This window comes from Pseudomonas brenneri (assembly GCF_007858285.1).
Lineage (GTDB): Bacteria > Pseudomonadota > Gammaproteobacteria > Pseudomonadales > Pseudomonadaceae > Aquipseudomonas > Aquipseudomonas brenneri.
The window spans coordinates 17,700-37,480 of the sequence record NZ_VFIL01000022.1 but is presented as its reverse complement, the minus strand read 5'-3'; the positions used below and the strand labels follow the sequence as shown (position 1 = coordinate 37,480).

General features: G+C 61.2%; 19 protein-coding genes. 12 read left to right on the top strand and 7 right to left on the bottom strand.

The window, feature by feature from the left end:
• Positions 1–294: 294 nt before the first annotated feature.
• Together FJD34_RS27830 and aptA are read right to left on the bottom strand one after the other, a co-directional pair.
• The gene (locus tag FJD34_RS27830) at positions 295–1,788 is read right to left on the bottom strand and encodes a CoA-acylating methylmalonate-semialdehyde dehydrogenase (RefSeq protein ID WP_065942347.1); all 1,494 of its coding nucleotides are present in this window, start codon (positions 1,786–1,788) and stop codon (positions 295–297) included.
• A 74-nt stretch (positions 1,789–1,862) separates the two neighbouring features.
• Complete coding sequence (gene aptA / locus FJD34_RS27825) at positions 1,863–3,212, bottom strand: omega-aminotransferase AptA (RefSeq protein ID WP_090292901.1); 1,350 nt, start codon at positions 3,210–3,212, stop codon at positions 1,863–1,865.
• A 125-nt stretch (positions 3,213–3,337) separates the two neighbouring features.
• Here aptA and FJD34_RS27820 point away from each other — a divergent pair, with 125 nt between their 5' ends.
• From FJD34_RS27820 to FJD34_RS27795, 6 genes are all read left to right on the top strand, one after another.
• On the top strand, positions 3,338–4,258 hold the full coding sequence (locus tag FJD34_RS27820; RefSeq protein ID WP_065942346.1) for a LysR family transcriptional regulator: 921 nt from the start codon (positions 3,338–3,340) through the stop codon (positions 4,256–4,258).
• A gap of 86 nt (positions 4,259–4,344) precedes the next feature.
• Positions 4,345–5,739, top strand: coding sequence for a uracil-xanthine permease family protein (locus FJD34_RS27815; RefSeq protein WP_090292900.1), 1,395 nt, complete (start codon positions 4,345–4,347; stop codon positions 5,737–5,739).
• A gap of 87 nt (positions 5,740–5,826) precedes the next feature.
• The gene (locus FJD34_RS27810) at positions 5,827–6,486 is read left to right on the top strand and encodes a TetR/AcrR family transcriptional regulator (protein ID WP_029297545.1); all 660 of its coding nucleotides are present in this window, start codon (positions 5,827–5,829) and stop codon (positions 6,484–6,486) included.
• Positions 6,487–6,499: 13 nt separating this feature from the next.
• A complete protein-coding gene (locus FJD34_RS27805; protein WP_032859747.1) occupies positions 6,500–7,081 on the top strand; it encodes an IMPACT family protein in 582 nt (193 codons plus the stop codon).
• Between the two features lie 46 nt (positions 7,082–7,127).
• On the top strand, positions 7,128–7,814 hold the full coding sequence (locus FJD34_RS27800) for an SDR family oxidoreductase (protein WP_032859750.1): 687 nt from the start codon (positions 7,128–7,130) through the stop codon (positions 7,812–7,814).
• A 139-nt stretch (positions 7,815–7,953) separates the two neighbouring features.
• Positions 7,954–9,309 (top strand): 8-oxoguanine deaminase, encoded by a 1,356-nt coding sequence (locus tag FJD34_RS27795; protein ID WP_032859751.1) that lies wholly within the window; start codon positions 7,954–7,956, stop codon positions 9,307–9,309.
• Here FJD34_RS27795 and FJD34_RS27790 read toward each other — a convergent pair whose 3' ends face one another.
• Positions 9,310–10,398, bottom strand: coding sequence for a calcium:cation antiporter (locus tag FJD34_RS27790; protein WP_032859753.1), 1,089 nt, complete (start codon positions 10,396–10,398; stop codon positions 9,310–9,312).
• 194 nt (positions 10,399–10,592) lie between these two features.
• On the opposite strand from FJD34_RS27790, the gene FJD34_RS27785 reads away from it, so the two are divergent.
• Entirely contained in the window at positions 10,593–11,546 is a 954-nt protein-coding gene (locus tag FJD34_RS27785) for an adenosine deaminase (RefSeq protein WP_032859755.1), read from the top strand.
• A gap of 103 nt (positions 11,547–11,649) precedes the next feature.
• On the opposite strand, the gene FJD34_RS27780 is transcribed toward FJD34_RS27785, so the two are convergent.
• Together FJD34_RS27780 and FJD34_RS27775 are read right to left on the bottom strand one after the other, a co-directional pair.
• Positions 11,650–12,348: an ArsR/SmtB family transcription factor gene (locus FJD34_RS27780; protein ID WP_032859757.1), complete on the bottom strand. Its 699-nt coding sequence runs from the start codon at positions 12,346–12,348 to the stop codon at positions 11,650–11,652.
• Between the two features lie 134 nt (positions 12,349–12,482).
• Complete coding sequence (locus FJD34_RS27775) at positions 12,483–13,412, bottom strand: LysR family transcriptional regulator (protein ID WP_090292898.1); 930 nt, start codon at positions 13,410–13,412, stop codon at positions 12,483–12,485.
• Between the two features lie 122 nt (positions 13,413–13,534).
• On the opposite strand from FJD34_RS27775, the gene FJD34_RS27770 reads away from it, so the two are divergent.
• Both FJD34_RS27770 and FJD34_RS27765 read left to right on the top strand, forming a co-directional pair.
• Positions 13,535–14,548: a zinc-binding alcohol dehydrogenase family protein gene (locus tag FJD34_RS27770; protein ID WP_090292897.1), complete on the top strand. Its 1,014-nt coding sequence runs from the start codon at positions 13,535–13,537 to the stop codon at positions 14,546–14,548.
• A 149-nt stretch (positions 14,549–14,697) separates the two neighbouring features.
• Positions 14,698–14,877 carry a hypothetical protein gene (locus FJD34_RS27765; protein WP_032859764.1) on the top strand — a complete coding sequence of 60 codons (180 nt, stop codon included), beginning with the start codon at positions 14,698–14,700 and terminating at the stop codon, positions 14,875–14,877.
• An 8-nt stretch (positions 14,878–14,885) separates the two neighbouring features.
• Here the strand turns inward: FJD34_RS27765 and FJD34_RS27760 are convergent, their stop codons facing one another.
• Positions 14,886–16,079: a multidrug effflux MFS transporter gene (locus FJD34_RS27760; protein ID WP_090292895.1), complete on the bottom strand. Its 1,194-nt coding sequence runs from the start codon at positions 16,077–16,079 to the stop codon at positions 14,886–14,888.
• Positions 16,080–16,165: 86 nt separating this feature from the next.
• Positions 16,166–16,363, bottom strand: coding sequence for a heavy-metal-associated domain-containing protein (locus tag FJD34_RS27755; RefSeq protein ID WP_032859767.1), 198 nt, complete (start codon positions 16,361–16,363; stop codon positions 16,166–16,168).
• 147 nt (positions 16,364–16,510) lie between these two features.
• Here FJD34_RS27755 and FJD34_RS27750 point away from each other — a divergent pair, with 147 nt between their 5' ends.
• From FJD34_RS27750 to cueR, 3 genes are all read left to right on the top strand, one after another.
• Positions 16,511–16,891, top strand: a complete 381-nt coding sequence (locus FJD34_RS27750) for a hypothetical protein (protein WP_032859768.1) — start codon at positions 16,511–16,513, stop codon at positions 16,889–16,891.
• A gap of 223 nt (positions 16,892–17,114) precedes the next feature.
• On the top strand, positions 17,115–19,316 hold the full coding sequence (locus tag FJD34_RS27740) for a heavy metal translocating P-type ATPase (RefSeq protein ID WP_032859770.1): 2,202 nt from the start codon (positions 17,115–17,117) through the stop codon (positions 19,314–19,316).
• Positions 19,313–19,720, top strand: coding sequence for a Cu(I)-responsive transcriptional regulator (cueR, locus tag FJD34_RS27735; protein ID WP_065942343.1), 408 nt, complete (start codon positions 19,313–19,315; stop codon positions 19,718–19,720). Before FJD34_RS27740 ends, cueR begins: the two co-directional genes overlap by 4 nt.
• The last annotated feature ends 61 nt before the right edge of the window (positions 19,721–19,781 follow it).

The following is a 19,781-nucleotide window of genomic DNA, read 5'->3' as shown; positions in this document are numbered from 1 at the left end:
GCTTTCGATCTCTCGTCAGCGGGAGGCGAATTCTACAGCGTTACACGCTGCTGTCAACACCTCTTTTTCAACTTCCTTTTGGCTTCGATGAACTGAAGCAACCTGCTGCCGAAAACTGCGTAACTCATTGTTTACCAAGGAGTTTTCCGTTTCGACTGCGCCGGAAGTGGGGCGAATTATAGACAGATATAAATCGCCGTCAACCGTTACTTTCACATTTCTGTCATATCGGTCAAAAAAGCTCCAGAAACGCAAAGGCCGGCCCCAAGGGGCCGGCCTTCTGCTCATCCGACCTTACAAACTAGGGAAGGCGAACTGCGATGCTTCATGGCTTGCACGCTGTGGCCAGCGCTGGGTGATCGCCTTGCGACGGGTATAGAAACGCACCCCGTCCGGTCCATAGGCATGCAAGTCGCCAAACAGCGAACGCTTCCAGCCACCAAAGCTGTGATAAGCCACCGGCACCGGCAATGGCACGTTAACCCCCACCATGCCCACTTCAATCTCGTCACAGAACAGCCGCGCCGCCTCACCGTCACGGGTAAAGATGCAGGTACCGTTGCCATATTCATGGTCGTTGATCAGTTGCATCGCCGCTTCCAGGCTGTTCACCCGGACGACGCACAGCACTGGGCCAAAGATCTCTTCTTTATAGATGCGCATCTCGGGCGTCACGCGATCAAACAGGCAGCCGCCCAGGAAGAAACCATCTTCATTCCCGGCAACGCTCAGGCCACGCCCATCGACCACCAGCTCAGCGCCCGAAGACACACCGTCTTCTATATAGCCGCTGACCTTGTCGCGCGCCTGCGCAGAAACCAGTGGCCCCATGTCCAGGCCACAGGAAGTACCCGCACCAATCTTCAGTGCCTTGATCTGCGGCACCAGCTTGGCAATCAATGCATCCGCCACCTGGTCACCCACGCAGACCGCCACCGAGATCGCCATGCAACGCTCGCCGCAGGAGCCATAGGCGGCGCCCATCAAGGCACTCACGGCGTTATCCAGATCCGCATCCGGCATCAGCACCGCATGGTTCTTCGCCCCGCCCAGCGCCTGCACACGCTTGCCGCGCTTGGTCGCTTCGGAATAGATGTACTCGGCAATCGGCGTCGAGCCAACAAAACTCAAGGCCTTGACCTCAGGTGCCTCGATCAGTGCATCCACCGCGCCCTTGTCGCCATGGACCACACTCAACACGCCTTTGGGCAAACCGGCTTCCTGCAACAACTGGGCAATCAGCAGCGTCGAGCTTGGGTCGCGCTCCGATGGCTTGAGGATGAAGCAGTTACCGCAGACGATGGCCAGTGGATACATCCACAGCGGCACCATGGCAGGGAAGTTGAACGGCGTAATACCGGCCACCACGCCCAGCGGCTGAAAGTCGGACCAGGCATCAATGTTCGGGCCGACGTTACGGCTGTATTCACCCTTGAGGATCTCCGGCGCCGAACACGCGTACTCGACGTTCTCGATCCCGCGCTTCAACTCACCGGCCGCGTCTTCCAGGGTCTTGCCATGCTCTTCGCTGATCAACTGCGAGATACGCGCTTCGTTCTGCTCCAGCAATTGCTTGAAACGAAACATCACCTGGGCGCGTTTGGCCGGTGGCGTATTACGCCAGGCCGGAAATGCCGCCTTGGCCGAGTCGATCGCCTGTTGAATGGTTTCACGGCTGGCCAATGGCACCTGGTGAATCACCTGGCCGGTGGACGGGTTGTAAACGTCGGCACTACGACCGCTGTCGTTGACCATTTCGCCATTGATCAAATGCTGGATAAGGCTCATGCAAGGCTCCTGAAAAGTTGTCCACAGGCGCGACACGCGTCGCGCCAGGCTGTTGTTCTATATAGAAAGAGAAATCAGTCGATCTTGTTCAGCACTTCGCCGACGGCATCGAACAAGCGATCCAGATCCTGCGGCTTGCTGTTGAAGGTTGGGCCGAACTGCAGGGTGTCGCCGCCAAAACGCACATAGAACCCGGCCTTCCACAACGCCATGCCCGCTTCGAATGGACGCACGATGGCATCCCCATCACGCGGCGCGATCTGGATCGCACCGGCCAGGCCGTAGTTACGGATGTCGATTACGTTCTTGCTGCCCTTCAAGCCGTGCAGCGCATTCTCAAAGTGCGGCGCGACTTCGGCCACGCTCTGCACCAGGTTTTCCTTCTGCAACAGATCCAATGCCGCCAGGCCAGCAGCACAGGCTACCGGGTGTGCCGAGTAGGTGTAGCCGTGTGGGAATTCCACCGCGTACTCAGGCGTCGCCTGGTTCATGAAGGTCTGATAGATCTCACTGCTGGCAATCACCGCGCCCATTGGGATCGCACCGTTGGTGACTTGCTTGGCGATGCACATCAGGTCTGGCGTCACACCGAAACTGTCCGCACCGAACATCGAGCCGGTACGGCCAAAACCGGTGATCACTTCGTCGAACACCAACAGGATGTTGTGCTGGTCACAGATTTCACGCAGGCGCTTGAGGTAGCCCTGTGGCGGAACAAGTACCCCCGCAGAACCCGCCAGCGGCTCAACAAATACCGCGGCAATATTTGATGCATCGTGCAACTCAATCAGCTTGAGCAACTCGTCAGCCAGGGCAATGCCACCCAGCTCCGGCATACCGCGCGAGTACGCATTGCTCGCCAGCAAGGTGTGCGGCAGGTGATCGACATCCATCATCGCCTGGCCAAAAATCTTACGGTTGCCGTTGACGCCGCCCAGGCTGGTGCCCGCGATGTTCACCCCGTGATAACCACGAGCACGCCCGATCATCTTGGTCTTGGTCGCCTGGCCCTTCAGGCGCCAGTAGGCACGCACCATCTTTACCGCCGTATCGGCGCACTCGGAACCGGAGTCGGTAAAAAACACATGGTTCAGGTTGCCTGGGGTCAGGTCGGTAATCTTTTCTGCCAACTGAAAGGACAGCGGATGACCGTATTGGAAGCCTGGCGAGTAATCCAGGGTGCCCAGTTGCTTGGCGACCGCTTCCTGGATTTCCTTGCGGGTGTGCCCCGCGCCGCAGGTCCACAGGCCCGACAACGAGTCGTACGCCCGGCGCCCCTTGTCATCGATCAACCAACTGCCTTCGGCCCCCACGATCAGACGCGGGTCGCGCTGGAAGTTGCGGTTGGCGGTGTAAGGCATCCAGTGAGCGTCCAGCTTTAGTTGGCTGGCCAGGGTGGATGGGGCGTTTTCGGGCATGTTCATCAGCAAAACCTCGCAAGGCAAAAGGCAGCGTCGGGATTGAAAAGCGTTGTTGCAGCTAAATTGCCACGAGGATAAAGTCTGGGAAATCCAACTCTTCTAACCTTCAGTCAGGTCTTTACTAAACTATGAGCAGCCGCCGACCCGACCCACTGGCCCAAGTCAGCGACTTCGATATCCGCCTGTTGCGCATCTTTCGCAGTGTGGTGGAGTGCGGAGGCTTCTCGGCGGCGGAAACCGTGCTGGGCATCGGGCGCTCAGCCATCAGCCAGCAAATGAGCGATCTCGAACAACGCCTGGGCCTGCGCCTGTGCCAACGCGGGCGCGCCGGCTTCTCCCTGACGGAAGAAGGCCGGGAGGTCTACCAATCGGCCCTGCAACTGTTGAGTGCGCTGGAAAGTTTCCGCACCGAGGTCAACGGCCTGCACCAGCACCTGCGCGGCGAACTGATCATCGGCCTGACCGATAACCTGGTGACCCTGCCCCATATGCGCATCACCCATGCATTGGCGCAGTTGAAAGAGCGCGGCCCGGATGTGCAGATCCAGATCCGCATGATCGCCCCCAATGAAGTGGAACAAGGCGTGCTCGACGGGCGCCTGCATGTCGGCGTGGTACCCCAGGCCAGCGCGCTGTCGGGCCTGGAGTATCAGCCCTTGTACAGCGAGCGCTCGCTGCTCTACTGCGCGGTGGGCCATCCGCTGTTTTATGCCGACGACAAGCAACTGGACGACCCACGCATCAATAGCCAGGACGCCATCGCACCGACTTTCCGTCTGCCCGCCGATATCCAGGCCCACTATCAAGCGCTCAACTGCACCGCCAGCGCTTCCGACCGCGAAGGCATGGCCTTCCTGATTCTCACCGGGCGCTACATCGGCTACCTGCCCGACCACTACGCCAGCCTATGGGTGCAACAAGGCCGACTACGTGCGCTGAAACCGCCTACACGATTTTACGATTTAAGCCTGGCTTCGGTCACCCGCAAGGGCCGCCGCCCTCATTTGGTGCTGGAAAGCTTTCTCGACAGCCTGGCCGCAACCCGCTGATACGGGCCCCATCCAAAACCTGAGCAAGTGGACAGTTTTTTGCAAGGCATAGGGACCATGAACCGTCAGCCCTGAGTCCCCATGCCATGCCAGCAGAATCCTCCAGCCCCAGCGACCTGATCTACGGCCTCAACGACCGCCCCAAGCCACTGCCCGCCTTGCTCGCGGCACTGCAACATGTGCTCGCCAGCTTCGTCGGCATTATCACCCCGCCCTTGATCATCGGCTCCACCCTGGGCCTGGCCGCCCACTTGCCCTACTTGATCAGCATGGCGTTGATGGTTTCCGGCGTAGGCACCTTCATCCAGGCCCGTAGGCCCTTTGGGATTGGCGCGGGCATGATTTGCCTGCAAGGCACCAGCTTTGCCTTTCTCGGCGCAGTGTTATCGGCCGGTTTCCTGGTCAAGCAGCGCGGCGGCAGCCCGGAGGACATCCTGGCGATGATCTTCGGCGTGTGTTTTTTCGGCGCGCTGGTACAGATCGTGCTGAGCCGCTTTATCGGCCAACTGCGCCGCGTCATCACCCCGCTGGTGACCGGGATTGTGATTACCCTGATTGGCATCAGCCTGATCAAGGTGGGCATCACGGATCTGGGTGGCGGCTTCAACGCCCCGGACTTTGGCGCCCCGACCAACCTGGCCCTTGGCCTGTTCGTGGTGCTGACGATTATCCTGCTCAACCGTTCGAACACGCCGTGGGTACGCCTGAGCGCGATCATCATCGGCCTGGTGCTGGGCAGCATTGCCGCCTGGTTCAGCGGCAAGTTGGTGCCCCAGCCCTTGCCCGACCTGCCCTTGATCAGTCTGCCGACGCCGTTTCATTTTGGCTTCAGTTTCGACTGGACAGCCTTCCTACCCGTCGCGCTGATTTATCTGATCAGCAGCATCGAAACCGTCGGCGATCTCACCGCCAACTGTATGATCGCCCGCCAGCCCATCAGCGGTCCTTCTTATATAAGCCGACTCAAGGGCGGCGTGCTCGGGGATGGTGTCAGCTGCATGATCGCCGCCACCTTCAGCGCCTTCCCCAATACCACCTTTGCCCAGAACAACGGCGTGATCCAATTGACCGGTGTCGCCAGCCGTTATGTGGGCCTGTACATCGGTGTGGTGCTGTTTTGTCTCGGGCTGTTTCCGCTGATTGGTGCGGTGCTGCAGCAGATTCCCAAGCCAGTGCTCGGCGGCGCAACCCTGGTGATGTTCGGCAGTGTCGCCGCCGCTGGTGTGCGTATCCTGGCGCAGGCCCCGCTGGATCGACGTAGCATGCTGATCATCGCCACCTCGCTTGGGGTCGGCCTGGGCATCGCCGCGCAACCGAATTTGTTGCACCTGATGCCAACCCTGGTGCAAAACCTGTTCGACTCGGCCATCACCAGCGGCGGGATGACGGCTATTGTGTTGTGCCTGATCCTGCCGGAATCCAAGGCCGCGGCACCTGCCGCAAATCCGCTGGTGGAACACGACACGCTGGAACCGCTTTGACGCTTTTATCGTATCGGGACTTGTCTGAGGCTTGAGGGTGGGTTATCTGTGCAGCAATCGCATTCATCGATCTGCACGGAAACCTCCATGAGCCTCGAAGTTCCTGCCCACAACAGCCACGCCGGAAAACCCGCCAGTCGCATTCGGCAAAAGAACGAACAAGCGATCATCCAGGCCGCCGAAGACGAATTCGCCCGGCATGGCTACAAAGGCACCAGCATGAACACCATCGCCGCGAGTGCCGGGCTGCCGAAGGCCAACCTGCACTATTACTTCACCAATAAGCTGGGGCTGTATATCGCGGTACTGAGCAATATCCTCGAACTGTGGGACAGCACCTTCAACACCCTGACCGCCGAGGATGATCCCGCCGAGGCGCTGACTCGCTACATCCGCACCAAGATGGAATATTCCCGACGCCAGCCGCAAGCCTCGCGGATCTTCGCCATGGAGATCATCAGCGGCGGCGAATGCCTTACCGAATATTTCAGCCAGGACTACCGCACCTGGTTCAGCGGTCGGGCCGCGGTGTTCCAGGCCTGGATCGATGCCGGCAAGATGGACCCCGTGGATCCGGTACACTTGATCTTCCTGCTGTGGGGCAGCACCCAGCATTACGCTGACTTCGCGACCCAGATCTGCCGCGTGACCGGTCGCACCAAGCTGACCAAGCAGGACATGGAAGACGCTGGCAGCAACCTCATCCACATTATTCTCAAGGGCTGTGGCATCAAGCCGGCCCTCTGAACGAAGCGACCCGATGCCTTTCACCCTTACGGGCTTTTGTGAATTTCGCGAAGAAATCCGCAAAAGCCGCTTCATCACCTTTGCCGCACCCATTACCAGCCCGCAAGACGCCCAGGCGTTTATCGAGCAGCACAGCGACCTCAACGCCACGCACAACTGCTGGGCCTGGAAACTGGGCGGGCAGTACCGCAGCAACGATGACGGCGAACCCGGCGGCACCGCCGGGCGCCCGATCCTGGCCGCCATCGAGGCCCAGGGCTTTGATCAGGTCGTGGTGCTGGTGGTCCGTTGGTATGGCGGCATCCAGCTAGGTACCGGAGGCCTGGCCCGTGCCTATGGCGGTGGCGCCAATAAATGCCTGCAAAACGCCGAACGGGTCGAACTGATCAGCCGCGTGCCCTTGAGCTGCGCCTGCGGCTTCGCCGAACTGACCCTGGTCAAGCTGCGCGTCGCCGAACTGGGCGGCCTGGTGCTGGAAGAAACCTTCACCGCCAACGGTGTTGAGCTGCAATTGGCACTCGGCGAAGCCCATATCGACACCCTGCAAACGCAGTTGGCCGACCTGAGCCGCGGGCGAATCCTGCTGCAACGTTGAACCTGATAATGTTGTTCACTGAACCTCGACGCCAAAGGAAGCCTTCATGTCTACGCCAAAAACCGCATTGATCATCGGCGCCTCGCGCGGGCTGGGCCTTGGCCTGGTCAAGCAATTGCTCCAGGACGGCTGGGACGTGACCGCCACCGTGCGTGATCCGGGCAAGGCCGATGCCCTGAAAGCCGTGGGCCCGGTCCAGATCGAGAAACTCGACATGGACGACCAGCAAGCCGTGATCGCCCTGAGCCAGCGCCTCAAGGACCGCACCTTTGACCTGCTGTTCGTCAATGCCGGCGTCAAGGGCCCGGCCAACCAGACCCCGGGCCACGCGACCCTGGCTGAAGTCGGCCAGCTGTTTTTCACCAATGCCGTGGCACCGATCAACCTCGCCCAGCGCTTTGCCCCGCAGATTCGCCAGGGCAGCGGCGTGCTGGCATTCATGAGCTCGGTGCTGGGCAGCGTGACCATGCCCGATGCGCCAGACCTGGCACTGTACAAAGCCAGCAAGGCCGCGCTGAACTCCATGACCAACAGTTTTGTGACGCAATTGGGCGAGCAGAAGCTGACGGTGTTGTCGCTGCACCCGGGCTGGGTCAAGACCGATATGGGCGGCGAAGGTGCCGACCTGGATGTGGAGACCAGCGTGCGCGGCCTGATTGCCCAAGTGAACGCTTACACCGGCAAGGGCGGCCATCACTTCGTCAACTACAAGGGCGAGACCATTCCCTGGTAACCGGCAGATGAGCGGTGGATAGACCCCACCGCTCACTCCACGTAGACTGCCCTCCTCGCCCTTACCGGCGACCCTGGATCAGCAGACAGGGCAACACTGAGCTGGCAAACCTGAACCCATCATTCAGAGGAGCCGGCCAATGCCTGCGACCCGTATCTGGTTAAAAAACCCTCTCGCGATCTTCACTGCCAATGCCCTGGACGCCCGTGGCGGCCTGGTGCTGCAAGACGGCGTGATCGTCGAAGTGCTCGCCCTCGGCCAACAACCGAGCATCGCCTGCGAACAAACCTTCGATGCCCGCGAGCATGTGATCCTTCCCGGCCTGATCAACACCCACCATCACTTCTACCAGACCCTGACCCGCGCCTGGGCGCCGGTGGTCAACCAGCCTTTGTTCCCCTGGCTGAAAACCTTGTACCCGGTCTGGGCCCGCCTGACGCCGGAAAAACTCGCACTGGCCAGCAAGGTCGCCCTGGCAGAATTACTGCTCTCGGGCTGCACCACCGCCGCCGATCACCACTACCTGTTCCCCGACGGCCTGGAAAATGCGATCGACGTGCAAGTCGACAGCGTGCGCGAACTGGGCATGCGCGCCATGCTCACGCGCGGTTCCATGAGCCTGGGCGAAGCTGACGGTGGGCTGCCACCGCAGCAGACCGTGCAGCAAGGTGAAGTGATCCTCGAAGACAGCCAGCGCCTGATCCAGCGCTACCACGAGCGCGGCGACGGCGCGCACATCCAGATTGCCCTGGCGCCCTGCTCGCCGTTCTCGGTCACTCCCGAAATCATGAGCGCCAGCGCCGAACTGGCCAACCAGCTCGATGTACGCCTGCACACCCACCTGGCCGAAACCCTCGACGAAGAAGACTTCTGCCTGCAACGCTTCGGCCTGCGCACCGTGGACTATCTGGACAGCGTCGGCTGGCTCGGCCCACGTACCTGGCTGGCCCATGGCATTCACTTCAACCCCGATGAAATCGCCCGCCTGGGCGCAGCCGGCACCGGGATTTGCCACTGCCCAAGCTCCAACATGCGCCTGGCCTCCGGCATCTGCCCGACCCTGGACCTGATCGCCGCCGGCGCGCCGATTGGCCTGGGCGTGGATGGTTCGGCCTCCAACGATGCGTCCAATATGATCCTCGAAGCACGTCAGGCCCTGTATATCCAGCGCCTGCGCTACGGGGCAGAAAAAATCACCCCTGAAGGCGTGCTGGGCTGGGCCACCAAAGGCTCTGCGCAACTGCTCGGCCGCAGCGACATCGGCGAGTTGGCCGTGGGCAAACAAGCTGACCTGGCGTTGTTCAAACTCGATGAGCTGCGCTTCTCTGGCAGCCACGATCCGATTTCGGCGCTGCTGTTATGCGGCGCCGACCGCGCGGATCGCGTGATGGTGGGCGGCAAGTGGCGGGTGATCGACGGGCAAATCGAGGGCATGGACCTCAAGGGCCTGATCGCCGATCACAGCCAGGCGGCGCGGCAGTTGATCGCCGGCTGACTACAACCCCAACAGCGACAACATGATAAAGGTCGCAAACAGTACAAAGTGGGTCATCCCTTCGATGGCGTTGGTTTCGCCATCGTTGAGGTTGATCGCGCTGACAATCAGCGTGATAAACACCATCACTGTTTGCACCGGTGTCATCGCCATCTGAAACGGCTGGCCGGTGTACAGCGCCATCGCTTCCATCACCGGCACAGTCAAGATCACCGTCGACAACGAAGCCCCCAGCGCGATGTTGACCACTGACTGCATGCGGTTGGCCAATGCCGCACGCAACGCGGTCAGAATCTCTGGCGCGGCAGAAATCGCCGCCACCAGGATTGCCGTGATCACCGGCGGCGCACCCGTGCCCTCCAGGCCAAGGTCCAGGGTCTTGGACATCACTTCGGCCAATGCGCCAATGACCACCACGCCAAACACCAGGGTTGCGATGGAGAATGTCAGGTTGACCGGCGAAGCCTGTTCTTCCGGCAGCGGCTTGCGGCGTTTTTCCGGATAGCTGTAGCTGAAAAAGTAACTGTGTGGCCCCACCTGCATGCGCAGGAACAAGGCGTACAACACCACCATCGCGCCAATGGTGAAGGCCGAGTAGATTTTCCAGTCGGCCTCGGGGATAAATTCCGGCACCACCATGGACACGCCCATGGCGGTCAGGATCATCACGCTGTAGGTCCGCGCCGAATCATCGTTGTAGGACTGCTCGCCATGCTTGATGCCGCCCATCAGTGCGGCCAGGCCGAGAATGCCGTTGATATCCAGCATCACCGCCGAGTAAATCGTATCGCGCACCAGGGTCGGTGACGCCTCGTTGCTCATCATGATCGCCAGGATCACCACTTCAACCAGCACCGCCGCGAGGGTCAGGATCATCGTGCCGTAAGGATCGCCGACTTTTTCGGCGAGCAGTTCGGCGTGGTGGGCCACGCGCATCGAGGCCATGACGATAAAACCGATCAGCACCAGGCCACCGAGCAGCGCCGTGGCCTGCCCACTGTGCAGCAGCCAGTGTTCCAGCGGATAGGCCGCGATGGCGGCGAGCAGCGCCAGCCACATGAATTTTTCTTGCTTGAGGGATGTGAGCATTACGGGCCTTTTCGAACAGCGAATCAGTCTGTGATGGGGTACAGACTGCGGCGTTTCGCTAACGTTTCGTTACACCTTAGTTCATTCCTCCATTGCCGCAGGCACGAAGAATGCTTACCGCTCGGTCAGGTTTTACCGATTATTTGCGTCCTGGCCTGTAGAATGTCGCCATTGCACCTGATGAGAACGCACACATGTACGACTGGCTCAACGCCCTGCCCAAGGCCGAACTGCACCTGCACCTGGAGGGTTCGCTGGAGCCCGAGTTGCTGTTCGCCCTGGCCGAACGCAACAAAATCGCATTGCCGTGGAACGACGTCGAAACCCTGCGCAAGGCCTACGCCTTCAACAACCTGCAGGAGTTTCTCGACCTCTATTACAAGGGCGCCGATGTATTGCGCACGTCCCAGGATTTCTACGACCTGACCTGGGCCTACCTGCTGCGTTGCAAGGCGCAGAACGTGATCCATACCGAACCGTTCTTCGACCCGCAGACCCACACCGACCGTGGCATTCCCTTTGAAGTGGTGCTCAATGGCATCGCCAGCGCACTCAAGGACGGCGAGCAGCAACTGGGTATCACCAGCGGCCTGATCCTCAGCTTCCTGCGCCACCTGAGCGAAGAGCAAGCGCAAAAAACCCTCGACCAGGCGCTGCCGTTCCGTGATGCGTTTGTCGCCGTGGGCCTGGACAGCTCGGAAATGGGCCACCCACCGAGCAAGTTCCAGCGTGTGTTCGATCGCGCCCGTGGCGAAGGTTTCCTGACCGTCGCCCATGCTGGCGAAGAAGGCCCACCGGAATACATCTGGGAAGCCCTCGACCTGCTGAAAATCCAGCGTATCGACCATGGCGTGCGCGCCATCGAAGACGAGCGCCTGATGCAGCGGATCATCGACGAGCAGATCCCCCTGACCGTGTGCCCGCTGTCCAATACCAAGCTGTGTGTATTCGACGACATGGCCCAGCACAACATCCTCGACATGCTGGAGCGTGGGGTGAAGGTCACCGTGAACTCCGATGACCCGGCGTATTTCGGCGGTTATGTCACCGAGAACTTCCACGCGCTGCACACCTCGCTGGGCATGACCCAGGACCAGGCCCGCCGCCTGGCGCAAAACAGCCTGGATGCACGCCTGGTCAAGCCCTGACCCCTCCCTGTAGGAGCGAGCTTGCTCGCGAAGGACGCCAACGATAAAGCGTACATCCTGGATGAACGCGGCGCCTTTGAATTGTTCGCGGGCAAGCCCGCTCCTACACAGCCGCCATCCGGGCAATTTCCAAGCGCCCGGTCTCGGTGACCTGCACTGCGCTCGACTCATTGACCGTCTTCAACCAGCGCGACTGCATGAACAACTGCAACAATCCCGCCCCCAACGCCCCGCCCAGGTGCGGCTGCTGCTCGCTCCAGTCAGAGCAATCGCAAGCCATTGTCGAGAAACTATGCTGGGCCAGGGCCTGGGTGAAAATGCCATGCTCGGCCAAATGGCGTGCACCCAGGGGCGTCACATGGAGCCACTGTTCAAAGCGTTCAATCCACTTTGCCAGCACCATGCGCTGATAGAGGGCTGCCGCCATTTCCCCCCCAAGATGATCGTGGCATATCCGTGCCTGGCGCAACGAAGCCGGCGCCAGCAATGCCGTCACCGGCCGGCTGGATGCACTGCGCGCCACGCTAGCCATCGTGGTACTGGCCAATGCATCGACGGCTGCGCCCACATCCGCTGCCGCCATGCGGAAGAAGCGTTTACGCCCGCGGGCTTCAATACGTAGTAATCCACCGGCCGCCAAACGCGCCAAATGCGCATTCGCCGATGAAGCCGATAACCCAGCCAACATCGCCAACTCCTCGGAGGGTTTGGCCGAGCCGTCCATCAACGCCCAGATCATCGCGGTGCGTTTGGGGTCGGCCAACAATGTTGCGATCTGGCTGATGCAAGGTGCCTGTTCCATGTACTCACTCCCTGTTCAATCGTTGGTCTGCTCCATTTCGCCGAAAAGTATAAGTGTGTGAGCAGCGGATTCCGTGGCGTCTTACAGCCAAATCAGCGACAGCTACTGCCTGAAATTTCCTGAATTTCCCGAGGTTATTGTGTAGTCCCCCGTCGTTCAGGCAACTGCGCGCTCAACTTCCCACAACGTGCCACGAGCATTTCACGCAGGAGGTTGATCGGCTTACTCAATTGCGCACGATGGGCGCACAGCAGATTGAGCGGTGTGCGCTCACCCAGCAGCTCCGGCAAGAGCAACTGCAAGCGGCCGGCCAGCACATCGGCGCTGACATCCAGCCAGGACTTGTAGGCAATGCCCACCCCAGCCACGGCCCAACGCCGCACGACATCAGCGTCGTCACTGAAACGGTCGCCGCTGACGGTCAGGCTGATTTCCCGTTTAGCATCCTGAAAGCTCCAATGGTCGTGCACCCGGCTGCCGAGCATAAACAGCAGGCAATTGTGCTGGGCCAGTTCTTCCAGATGGCGCGGCTCGCCATGTCGGGCCAGGTAGCTGGGCGCCGCGCACAACACTCGGCGGTTGTCTGGCGCGACCGGCAAGGCCACCAGGCTCGAATCCTCGGGTTCGCCGTAGCGCAAGGCGATATCCACCGGCTGGCGGAACAGGTCGGCGATCCGGTCGCCCAGCAGTAGGCGCACGTTTAACTGCGGGTGCTCACGCTGAAACTCGTCGAGCCAGGGCAGCAACAGGTTGCGTCCGAAGTCCGAAGGCGCCGACAACTGCAGGACACCGCTGACATGATCCTGGCCGCTGGCCAGCAACCGCCGCCCCTCATCCAGTTGGCTCAAGGCACCGCGGGCGTACTGCAGAAAACCTTCACCCTCGGCGGTCAGGCGCAGGCTGCGGGTGGAGCGCGCCAGCAAGCGCACGCCCAATTGTTGTTCGATGCGTTTTAACGCCGCACTGGCCACTGCCGCCGACATATCCATGACCCGTGCGGCGGCAGACAAACTGCCCAAATCCGCCGCACGCACGAACAACTGCAAATCATCAAAACGCAGCATGACCACCGTCCCGAGGAATTATCAAAAATCCGTTGAAAGAGAGTGCTCTTTTAGCGGGTTTTATCTGCAAGAGAAATAGCTAATGATCTGTCCATCACATTCGCCCCTCTATGGAACCCGCCATGAAAGCCATCGCCTACTACGCCGCATTGCCGATCAACGACCCCAAGTCCCTGCAAGACATCGAATTGCCTGAGCCAGTGGCCGGCCCGCGTGACTTGCTGGTGGAAGTCAAAGCCATCTCGGTCAACCCGGTGGACACCAAGATCCGCCAGAACGTCGCCCCGGAAAACGGCGCAGCCAAAGTGCTGGGCTGGGATGTGGCCGGCGTGGTCAAGGCGGTCGGCAGCGACGTCACGCTGTTCAAGGCCGGTGACAAGGTGTTTTACGCCGGCTCCCTGACACGCCCGGGCGGCAACAGCGAACTGCACACGGTGGATGAGCGGATTGTCGGCCATATGCCAAAAAGCCTGGGTTTTGCCGAAGCCGCCGCCCTGCCGCTGACCGCCATCACCGCCTGGGAGCTACTGTTCGAACGCCTGCAAGTGGCTGAAGGCAAGACTGATCAAGGCCAGAGCCTGCTGATTGTCGGCGCTGCCGGCGGCGTAGGCTCGATCCTCACCCAACTGGCTGCGCAACTCACCGCGCTCAAGGTGATCGGGAGCGCCTCGCGCCCGGACACCCAGGCCTGGGCCAAGGATCTGGGGGCCGACCTGGTGGTCGATCACAGCCAGCCCCTGAGCGAAGAGCTCAAGCGCGCCGGCCACCCACAGGTGACCCACGTCGCCAGCCTGACCCAGACCGACCAGCACCTGGACCAATTGGTCGAAGCCCTCGCACCCCAGGGCAAACTGGCATTGATCGACGATCCCAAGGCCCTGGATGTGACCAAGCTCAAGCGCAAGAGCCTGTCGCTGCACTGGGAGTTCATGTACACCCGCTCGATGTTCGAGACCGCTGACATGATCGAGCAGCACAACCTGCTCAATCGGGTCGCCGAGCTGATCGACGCCGGCACCCTGAAAACCACGGTGGGCGAACACTTCGGCGTGATCAATGCGGCGAACCTGCGCCGAGCCCATGCCTTGCTGGAAAGCGGCAAGGCCAAGGGCAAGATCGTGTTGGAAGGCTTCTAAGACGCGGGCTCTGTCAGTGTCATCCGTTATCGCTGTAGGTAACGGACGGCACCGCTAGTCAGAGACTTGATCCTTGTCATATTTGTGAGCGTATTCGGGTTTATATTGGCCGCCTTTGCCACGCAATCTTTTACGTGAGGAAGTCAGCAATGAAGATCCTGATAAAAGCGTTAGCAAAATCCCAAGGCAACAAATGGCAGGTCCGCCTGGACCACGACGCCTTTACCTTCCGCAGTGAAGCCGAGGCTCGCGCCTTCGCCAACACCCTGCAAAACCGAATCCAGGCACCCCATCGTTTTCCCGAAAGCCAGCAGCGCGCTACTGGCTGAAAAAGCGGTCAGGCCTGCGCTTGCAAGGCTCGCTGCCGTTGCAGGCGCTGGGTCAACATGGCCACCACTACCGCCAACACCCCACACAAGCTGATGACGATCGACATCGGCATGGCCGTGCCGTCGTGCAGTGCGCCGACCAACGATGCCGCACCTGCGGCCACGCCAAACTGGATGCAGCCCAGCAGGGCCGACGCGCTGCCGGCCCGCGCGCCCTGCCCGTTCATGGCGCACGCCGACGTATTGGGCATGATGCAACCCAGGCTGGCGATGCACAGGAACAGCGGCACCAGCAGCGGCCACAATGCTTCGGTATGCAAGGCACTGACCGCCAGCAGCGACAGCGCTGCCGCGAGGTAGACCCACACCGTGCGGGTCAGCAGAAACGCCGGGCCGCGCTTGGACAGCAGCCGCGCGTTGACCTGGGCCACCAGGATAAAGCCTGCGGCATTGGTGCCGAACAGCCACCCATAGTGCTCGGCCGGCACGCCGTAGAGCTTGATAAATACGAAAGGTGAGCCGGCGATGTAGGCGAACATCCCGCCAATTGCGATACCACCGGTCACGGCATACCCCAGGTACACCCGATCAGCCAGCAGCCGCCCGTATTGGCGCAACGCCCCGGACAGTGGCTGCCGAGGCTGATGGGCCGGAAAACTCTCCGGTAAACCGACAGCCACCGCCACCCCGGCGCCGACGCTGAATACCGTCAACGCGAGGAAAATCGACTGCCAGCCCCACAGGCTGACCATCACCCCACCGAGCATCGGCGCCAGGATCGGCGCCAGCCCGACCACCAGCATCAATTGCGAAAAGACCTTGGCCGAGCCCACCGCGTCGCACTTGTCGCTGACCACCGCCCGGGAAATCACCATGCCAGCACACCCACCCAGCGCCTGGACGAAGCGCGCACCGATCAGCCATTCCAGGGACGGCGCATAGGCGCACGCCAGGGAGGCCACGGTGAACAAGGTGACACCGCTCAACAGCGGGATGCGCCGCCCGAAACGATCCGCCAGCGGCCCATAGATCAACTGGCCGATCGCAAGACCCGTGAAATACACGGCCAGGGTCAGCTGGATATGTTTTTCGTCGGTGCCGAACGCCACCGCCATGGCCGGGAAGCCCGGCAGGTAAAAATCGATAGCCAGCGGCGCAAATGCGCTCAAGGCCCCAAGAATAAGGATTATGCGAAGGTTCATCAGGCACCCGGAAGAGTCGGCAGCCCGACAGTCTAGCCGCGCTTGGGTGCCTTGAACATTACGTTAGCTCGCTACCTATTAAATAATCAGGCGAGCTTGGCGCTGTAGCCTTCTTCGGTGATCAGGCTGATCACTTCGTCCGGCGACAAACGACTTTCCACACCGACTTCCTTGGCGGCCAGATTCACATTCACACTGGCGGCCGGATCCTTCGCTTGTACCGCTTGGGTCACGGCTCGGACGCAGTGGCCGCAGGTCATTCCTTCAACGCTGAATATTTGCATGACATGACTCCTTGAGTGAGGTTGCACCCAGTCTCATCCTTGCCACGATGGCAAGGTCAAGCACTGAAAACAAGCGCCGGGCTGGTATTCCCTGGCGGCGTCGGCCAAGCTGCAACCATCCACGATTTGAAACCCGGAGAATTCACCATGCGCTGGTCGTTTTTTGGCCTTGTCAGCCTGTTGAGCCTGTTCGCCGCTGTCCCCCAGGCCAGCGCCGCCGAGGACTATGCGGTGCTGATCATTTCCAGGGAGCGCCTGGAAGTACCGACCAACTGTGAGGTCGGCCTGTACGTCAATGACCAGTTGGCCGGACGGCTGTTCCAGGAGCAATCCACCTCATTCAACTTCCCGGAAGGCAAGGTCTCGCTGCGGCTCAAATTGCTACCGGGCCAGGTTCCCGGATGCCTGCCGGGGCTTCTGGCGCCCAAGGCCCAAGAGATCACGCTCAAAGCCGGCGACGTGCGCAAATTGCGCATTGCCCAGGGCGCCGACGGCATGTACCTCAAGGCCGCCAAGCTCGGTTACTGACGCGAACCTGTCTCAATGCCGTTTTCTGTAGGAGCGAGCTTGCTCGCGAAGAACGTCAACGATAACGCGTGTTTACCGGGTAAACGCGGCGCTCTCCAGTTTTTCGCGAGCAAGCTCGCGCCTACAGAAAAACGGTATCAGGGCTTGCCGTGAATTAAGGGGCTTGACCTTCCTATCAGGTCAAGGTTGATCCTACAGGCAACTTTTCCTGGAGGAACGCCCCATGAATGGATCCACCACCTTCGACCTGCCGATCAGCGGCATGACCTGCGCCAGTTGCGTCGGGCGGGTCGAACGCGCCCTGAACAAGGTGCCCGGCGTGCAAAACGTCAGCGTCAACCTGGCCAATGAACGGGCCCACGTCGAGGTGACGGGCCAGATGGACCCCGCCGTGCTGATCGCCGCCGTGGAAAAAGCCGGCTACACCGCCACCCTGCCGCAAAGCGAAACCGCCACCCAAGCCAGCCAGGAACAACGCCTGAAACGCGAGCGTTGGTCGCTGGTGATGGCCATTGCGCTGGCGTTGCCGCTGGTCCTGCCGATGCTGGTGCAACCGTTCGGCCTGCACTGGATGCTACCGGCCTGGGTGCAATTCCTGCTCGCCACCCCCGTGCAGTTCATCTTTGGTGCGCGCTTCTATGTCGCCGCCTGGAAAGCCGTGCGCGCCGGCGCGGGCAACATGGACCTGCTGGTGGCCATCGGCACCAGCGCAGGCTATGGCCTGAGTATCTACCAGTGGCTCAGCGCGCCGGCTGGCGTCGAGCCGCACTTGTACTTCGAAGCTTCGGCGGTGGTGATCGCCCTGGTGCTGCTTGGCAAATACATGGAAAGCCGCGCCAAACGCCAGACTGCCAGCGCCATCCGCGCCCTGGAGGCCTTGCGGCCAGAGCGGGCGATTCAGGTGATCGATGGCCGCGAGCAAGAGGTCGCGATCAGCGCCCTGCGCCTCAATGATCTGGTGCTGGTCAAGCCCGGCGAACGTTTCCCGGTAGATGGCGAAGTGGTCGAAGGCCAAAGCCATGCCGACGAAGCCTTGATCACCGGGGAAAGCCTGCCAGTGCCGAAACAACCGGGGGATAAAGTCACCGGCGGCGCGATCAACGGTGAAGGCCGTTTGCTGGTACGCACCCTGGCCCTCGGCGCAGAAAGCGTGCTGGCGCGGATCATTCGCCTGGTCGAAGACGCCCAGGCGGCCAAGGCGCCGATCCAGAAACTGGTGGATAAAGTCAGCCAGGTGTTTGTGCCGACCGTGCTGGTGATCGCCCTCGCCACCCTGGTTGGCTGGTGGTTGTATGGTGCACCGCTGGAAACCGCATTGATCAATGCCGTCGCGGTGCTGGTGATTGCCTGCCCTTGCGCATTGGGCCTGGCCACGCCGACCGCAATCATGGCCGGCACCGGTGTCGCGGCCCGCCACGGGATCTTGATCAAGGACGCCGAAGCCCTGGAGCGCGCCCACGAAGTCAGCGCGGTGGTGTTCGACAAGACCGGCACCCTCACTTCCGGCGCCCCCAAAATCGCCCACCTCAGTGCAGTGGATGGCAACGAAGCACTGTTGCTGCAACAGGCCGGCGCCCTGCAACGCGGTAGCGAACACCCATTGGCCAAGGCGGTACTGGACGCCTGCAATGATCAAGGCCTGCCGGTTGCCGATGTCAGCGCCAGCCAATCCCTGACCGGGCGCGGCATTGCCGGCACCCTGGACGGTCGGCAACTGGCCCTGGGCAATCGGCGCCTGCTCGATGAGACCGGCTTGAAGCCGGGTGACCTGGCCGCCAACGCCAGTGCCTGGGAAGCTGAAGGCCGCACCTTGTCCTGGTTGATCGAGCAAAGCCCGGAACCTCGGGTGCTGGGCCTGTTTGCCTTTGGCGACACCCTCAAGGACGGTGCCCTGCAAGCCGTGCAACAGCTCAAGGCGCGACACATCAGCAGCCACTTGCTGACCGGCGACAACCGCGGCAGTGCCCGCGTGGTGGCACAAGCGCTGGGCATCGATGATGTGCACGCCGAAGTGTTGCCCGCCGACAAAGCCGCCACCGTCGCCGAGCTGAAAAAGACTGGCGTGGTGGCCATGGTCGGCGACGGCATCAACGATGCCCCGGCCCTGGCCGCCGCGGATATCGGCATCGCCATGGGTGGCGGCACCGACGTGGCGATGCACGCGGCGGGTATCACGCTAATGCGTGGCGATCCACGCCTGGTGCCGGCAGCCCTGGAAATCAGCCGCAAGACCTACGCGAAAATCCGGCAGAATCTGTTCTGGGCCTTTGTGTATAACTTGATCGGCATTCCGCTGGCCGTGTTCGGCCTGCTCAATCCGGTGTTGGCCGGCGCCGCCATGGCCCTGTCCAGCGTCAGCGTGGTCAGCAACGCACTGCTGTTGAAAACCTGGAAACCCAAGGATCTGGAGGATCACCGCTCATGAACATCGGCCAGGCAGCCCGGCAAAGCGGCTTGAGCGCAAAGATGATTCGTTATTACGAATCCATCAACCTGCTCAAGCCGGCCCATCGCAGCGACAGTGGCTATCGCCTGTATAGCGCCGACGACCTGCACACCCTGGCGTTTATCAAGCGCTCGCGGGACTTGGGGTTTTCACTGGCAGAAGTCGGCAAGCTGCTGGAGCTGTGGCAGGACCGGCAACGGGCCAGTGCCGACGTCAAGGCGTTGGCTCGCCAGCATATCGAGGAGTTGAATCAAAAGATCCGCGAACTGGGGCAGTTGCGCGATACGTTGCAGGACTTGGTGGAGCACTGCCAGGGCGATCACCGGCCCGATTGTCCGATTCTCAAGGAGTTGGCGTCGGGCAGTTGCTGCAGATCCAACTGACCGAACGCAAAACCCAATGTGGGAGCGGGCTTGTGTGGGAGCCGGGCTTGCCCGCGATAGC

Bases quoted from the DNA above. Each gene is read 5' to 3' on its own strand.
- FJD34_RS27815 (WP_090292900.1), top strand. From the start codon at position 4,345: ATGCCAGCAGAATCCTCCAGCCCCAGCGACCTGATCTACGGCCTCAAC.
- FJD34_RS27770 (WP_090292897.1), top strand. From the start codon at position 13,535: ATGAAAGCCATCGCCTACTACGCCGCATTGCCGATCAACGACCCCAAG.
- FJD34_RS27750 (WP_032859768.1), top strand. From the start codon at position 16,511: ATGCGCTGGTCGTTTTTTGGCCTTGTCAGCCTGTTGAGCCTGTTCGCC.
- FJD34_RS27805 (WP_032859747.1), top strand. From the start codon at position 6,500: ATGCCTTTCACCCTTACGGGCTTTTGTGAATTTCGCGAAGAAATCCGC.
- FJD34_RS27790 (WP_032859753.1), bottom strand. From the start codon at position 10,398: ATGCTCACATCCCTCAAGCAAGAAAAATTCATGTGGCTGGCGCTGCTC.
- FJD34_RS27765 (WP_032859764.1), top strand. From the start codon at position 14,698: ATGAAGATCCTGATAAAAGCGTTAGCAAAATCCCAAGGCAACAAATGG.
- FJD34_RS27820 (WP_065942346.1), top strand. From the start codon at position 3,338: ATGAGCAGCCGCCGACCCGACCCACTGGCCCAAGTCAGCGACTTCGAT.
- FJD34_RS27830 (WP_065942347.1), bottom strand. From the start codon at position 1,788: ATGAGCCTTATCCAGCATTTGATCAATGGCGAAATGGTCAACGACAGC.
- cueR (WP_065942343.1), top strand. From the start codon at position 19,313: ATGAACATCGGCCAGGCAGCCCGGCAAAGCGGCTTGAGCGCAAAGATG.
- FJD34_RS27775 (WP_090292898.1), bottom strand. From the start codon at position 13,412: ATGCTGCGTTTTGATGATTTGCAGTTGTTCGTGCGTGCGGCGGATTTG.
- FJD34_RS27740 (WP_032859770.1), top strand. From the start codon at position 17,115: ATGAATGGATCCACCACCTTCGACCTGCCGATCAGCGGCATGACCTGC.
- FJD34_RS27785 (WP_032859755.1), top strand. From the start codon at position 10,593: ATGTACGACTGGCTCAACGCCCTGCCCAAGGCCGAACTGCACCTGCAC.
- aptA (WP_090292901.1), bottom strand. From the start codon at position 3,212: ATGAACATGCCCGAAAACGCCCCATCCACCCTGGCCAGCCAACTAAAG.
- FJD34_RS27800 (WP_032859750.1), top strand. From the start codon at position 7,128: ATGTCTACGCCAAAAACCGCATTGATCATCGGCGCCTCGCGCGGGCTG.
- FJD34_RS27810 (WP_029297545.1), top strand. From the start codon at position 5,827: ATGAGCCTCGAAGTTCCTGCCCACAACAGCCACGCCGGAAAACCCGCC.
- FJD34_RS27795 (WP_032859751.1), top strand. From the start codon at position 7,954: ATGCCTGCGACCCGTATCTGGTTAAAAAACCCTCTCGCGATCTTCACT.
- FJD34_RS27760 (WP_090292895.1), bottom strand. From the start codon at position 16,079: ATGAACCTTCGCATAATCCTTATTCTTGGGGCCTTGAGCGCATTTGCG.
- FJD34_RS27755 (WP_032859767.1), bottom strand. From the start codon at position 16,363: ATGCAAATATTCAGCGTTGAAGGAATGACCTGCGGCCACTGCGTCCGA.
- FJD34_RS27780 (WP_032859757.1), bottom strand. From the start codon at position 12,348: ATGGAACAGGCACCTTGCATCAGCCAGATCGCAACATTGTTGGCCGAC.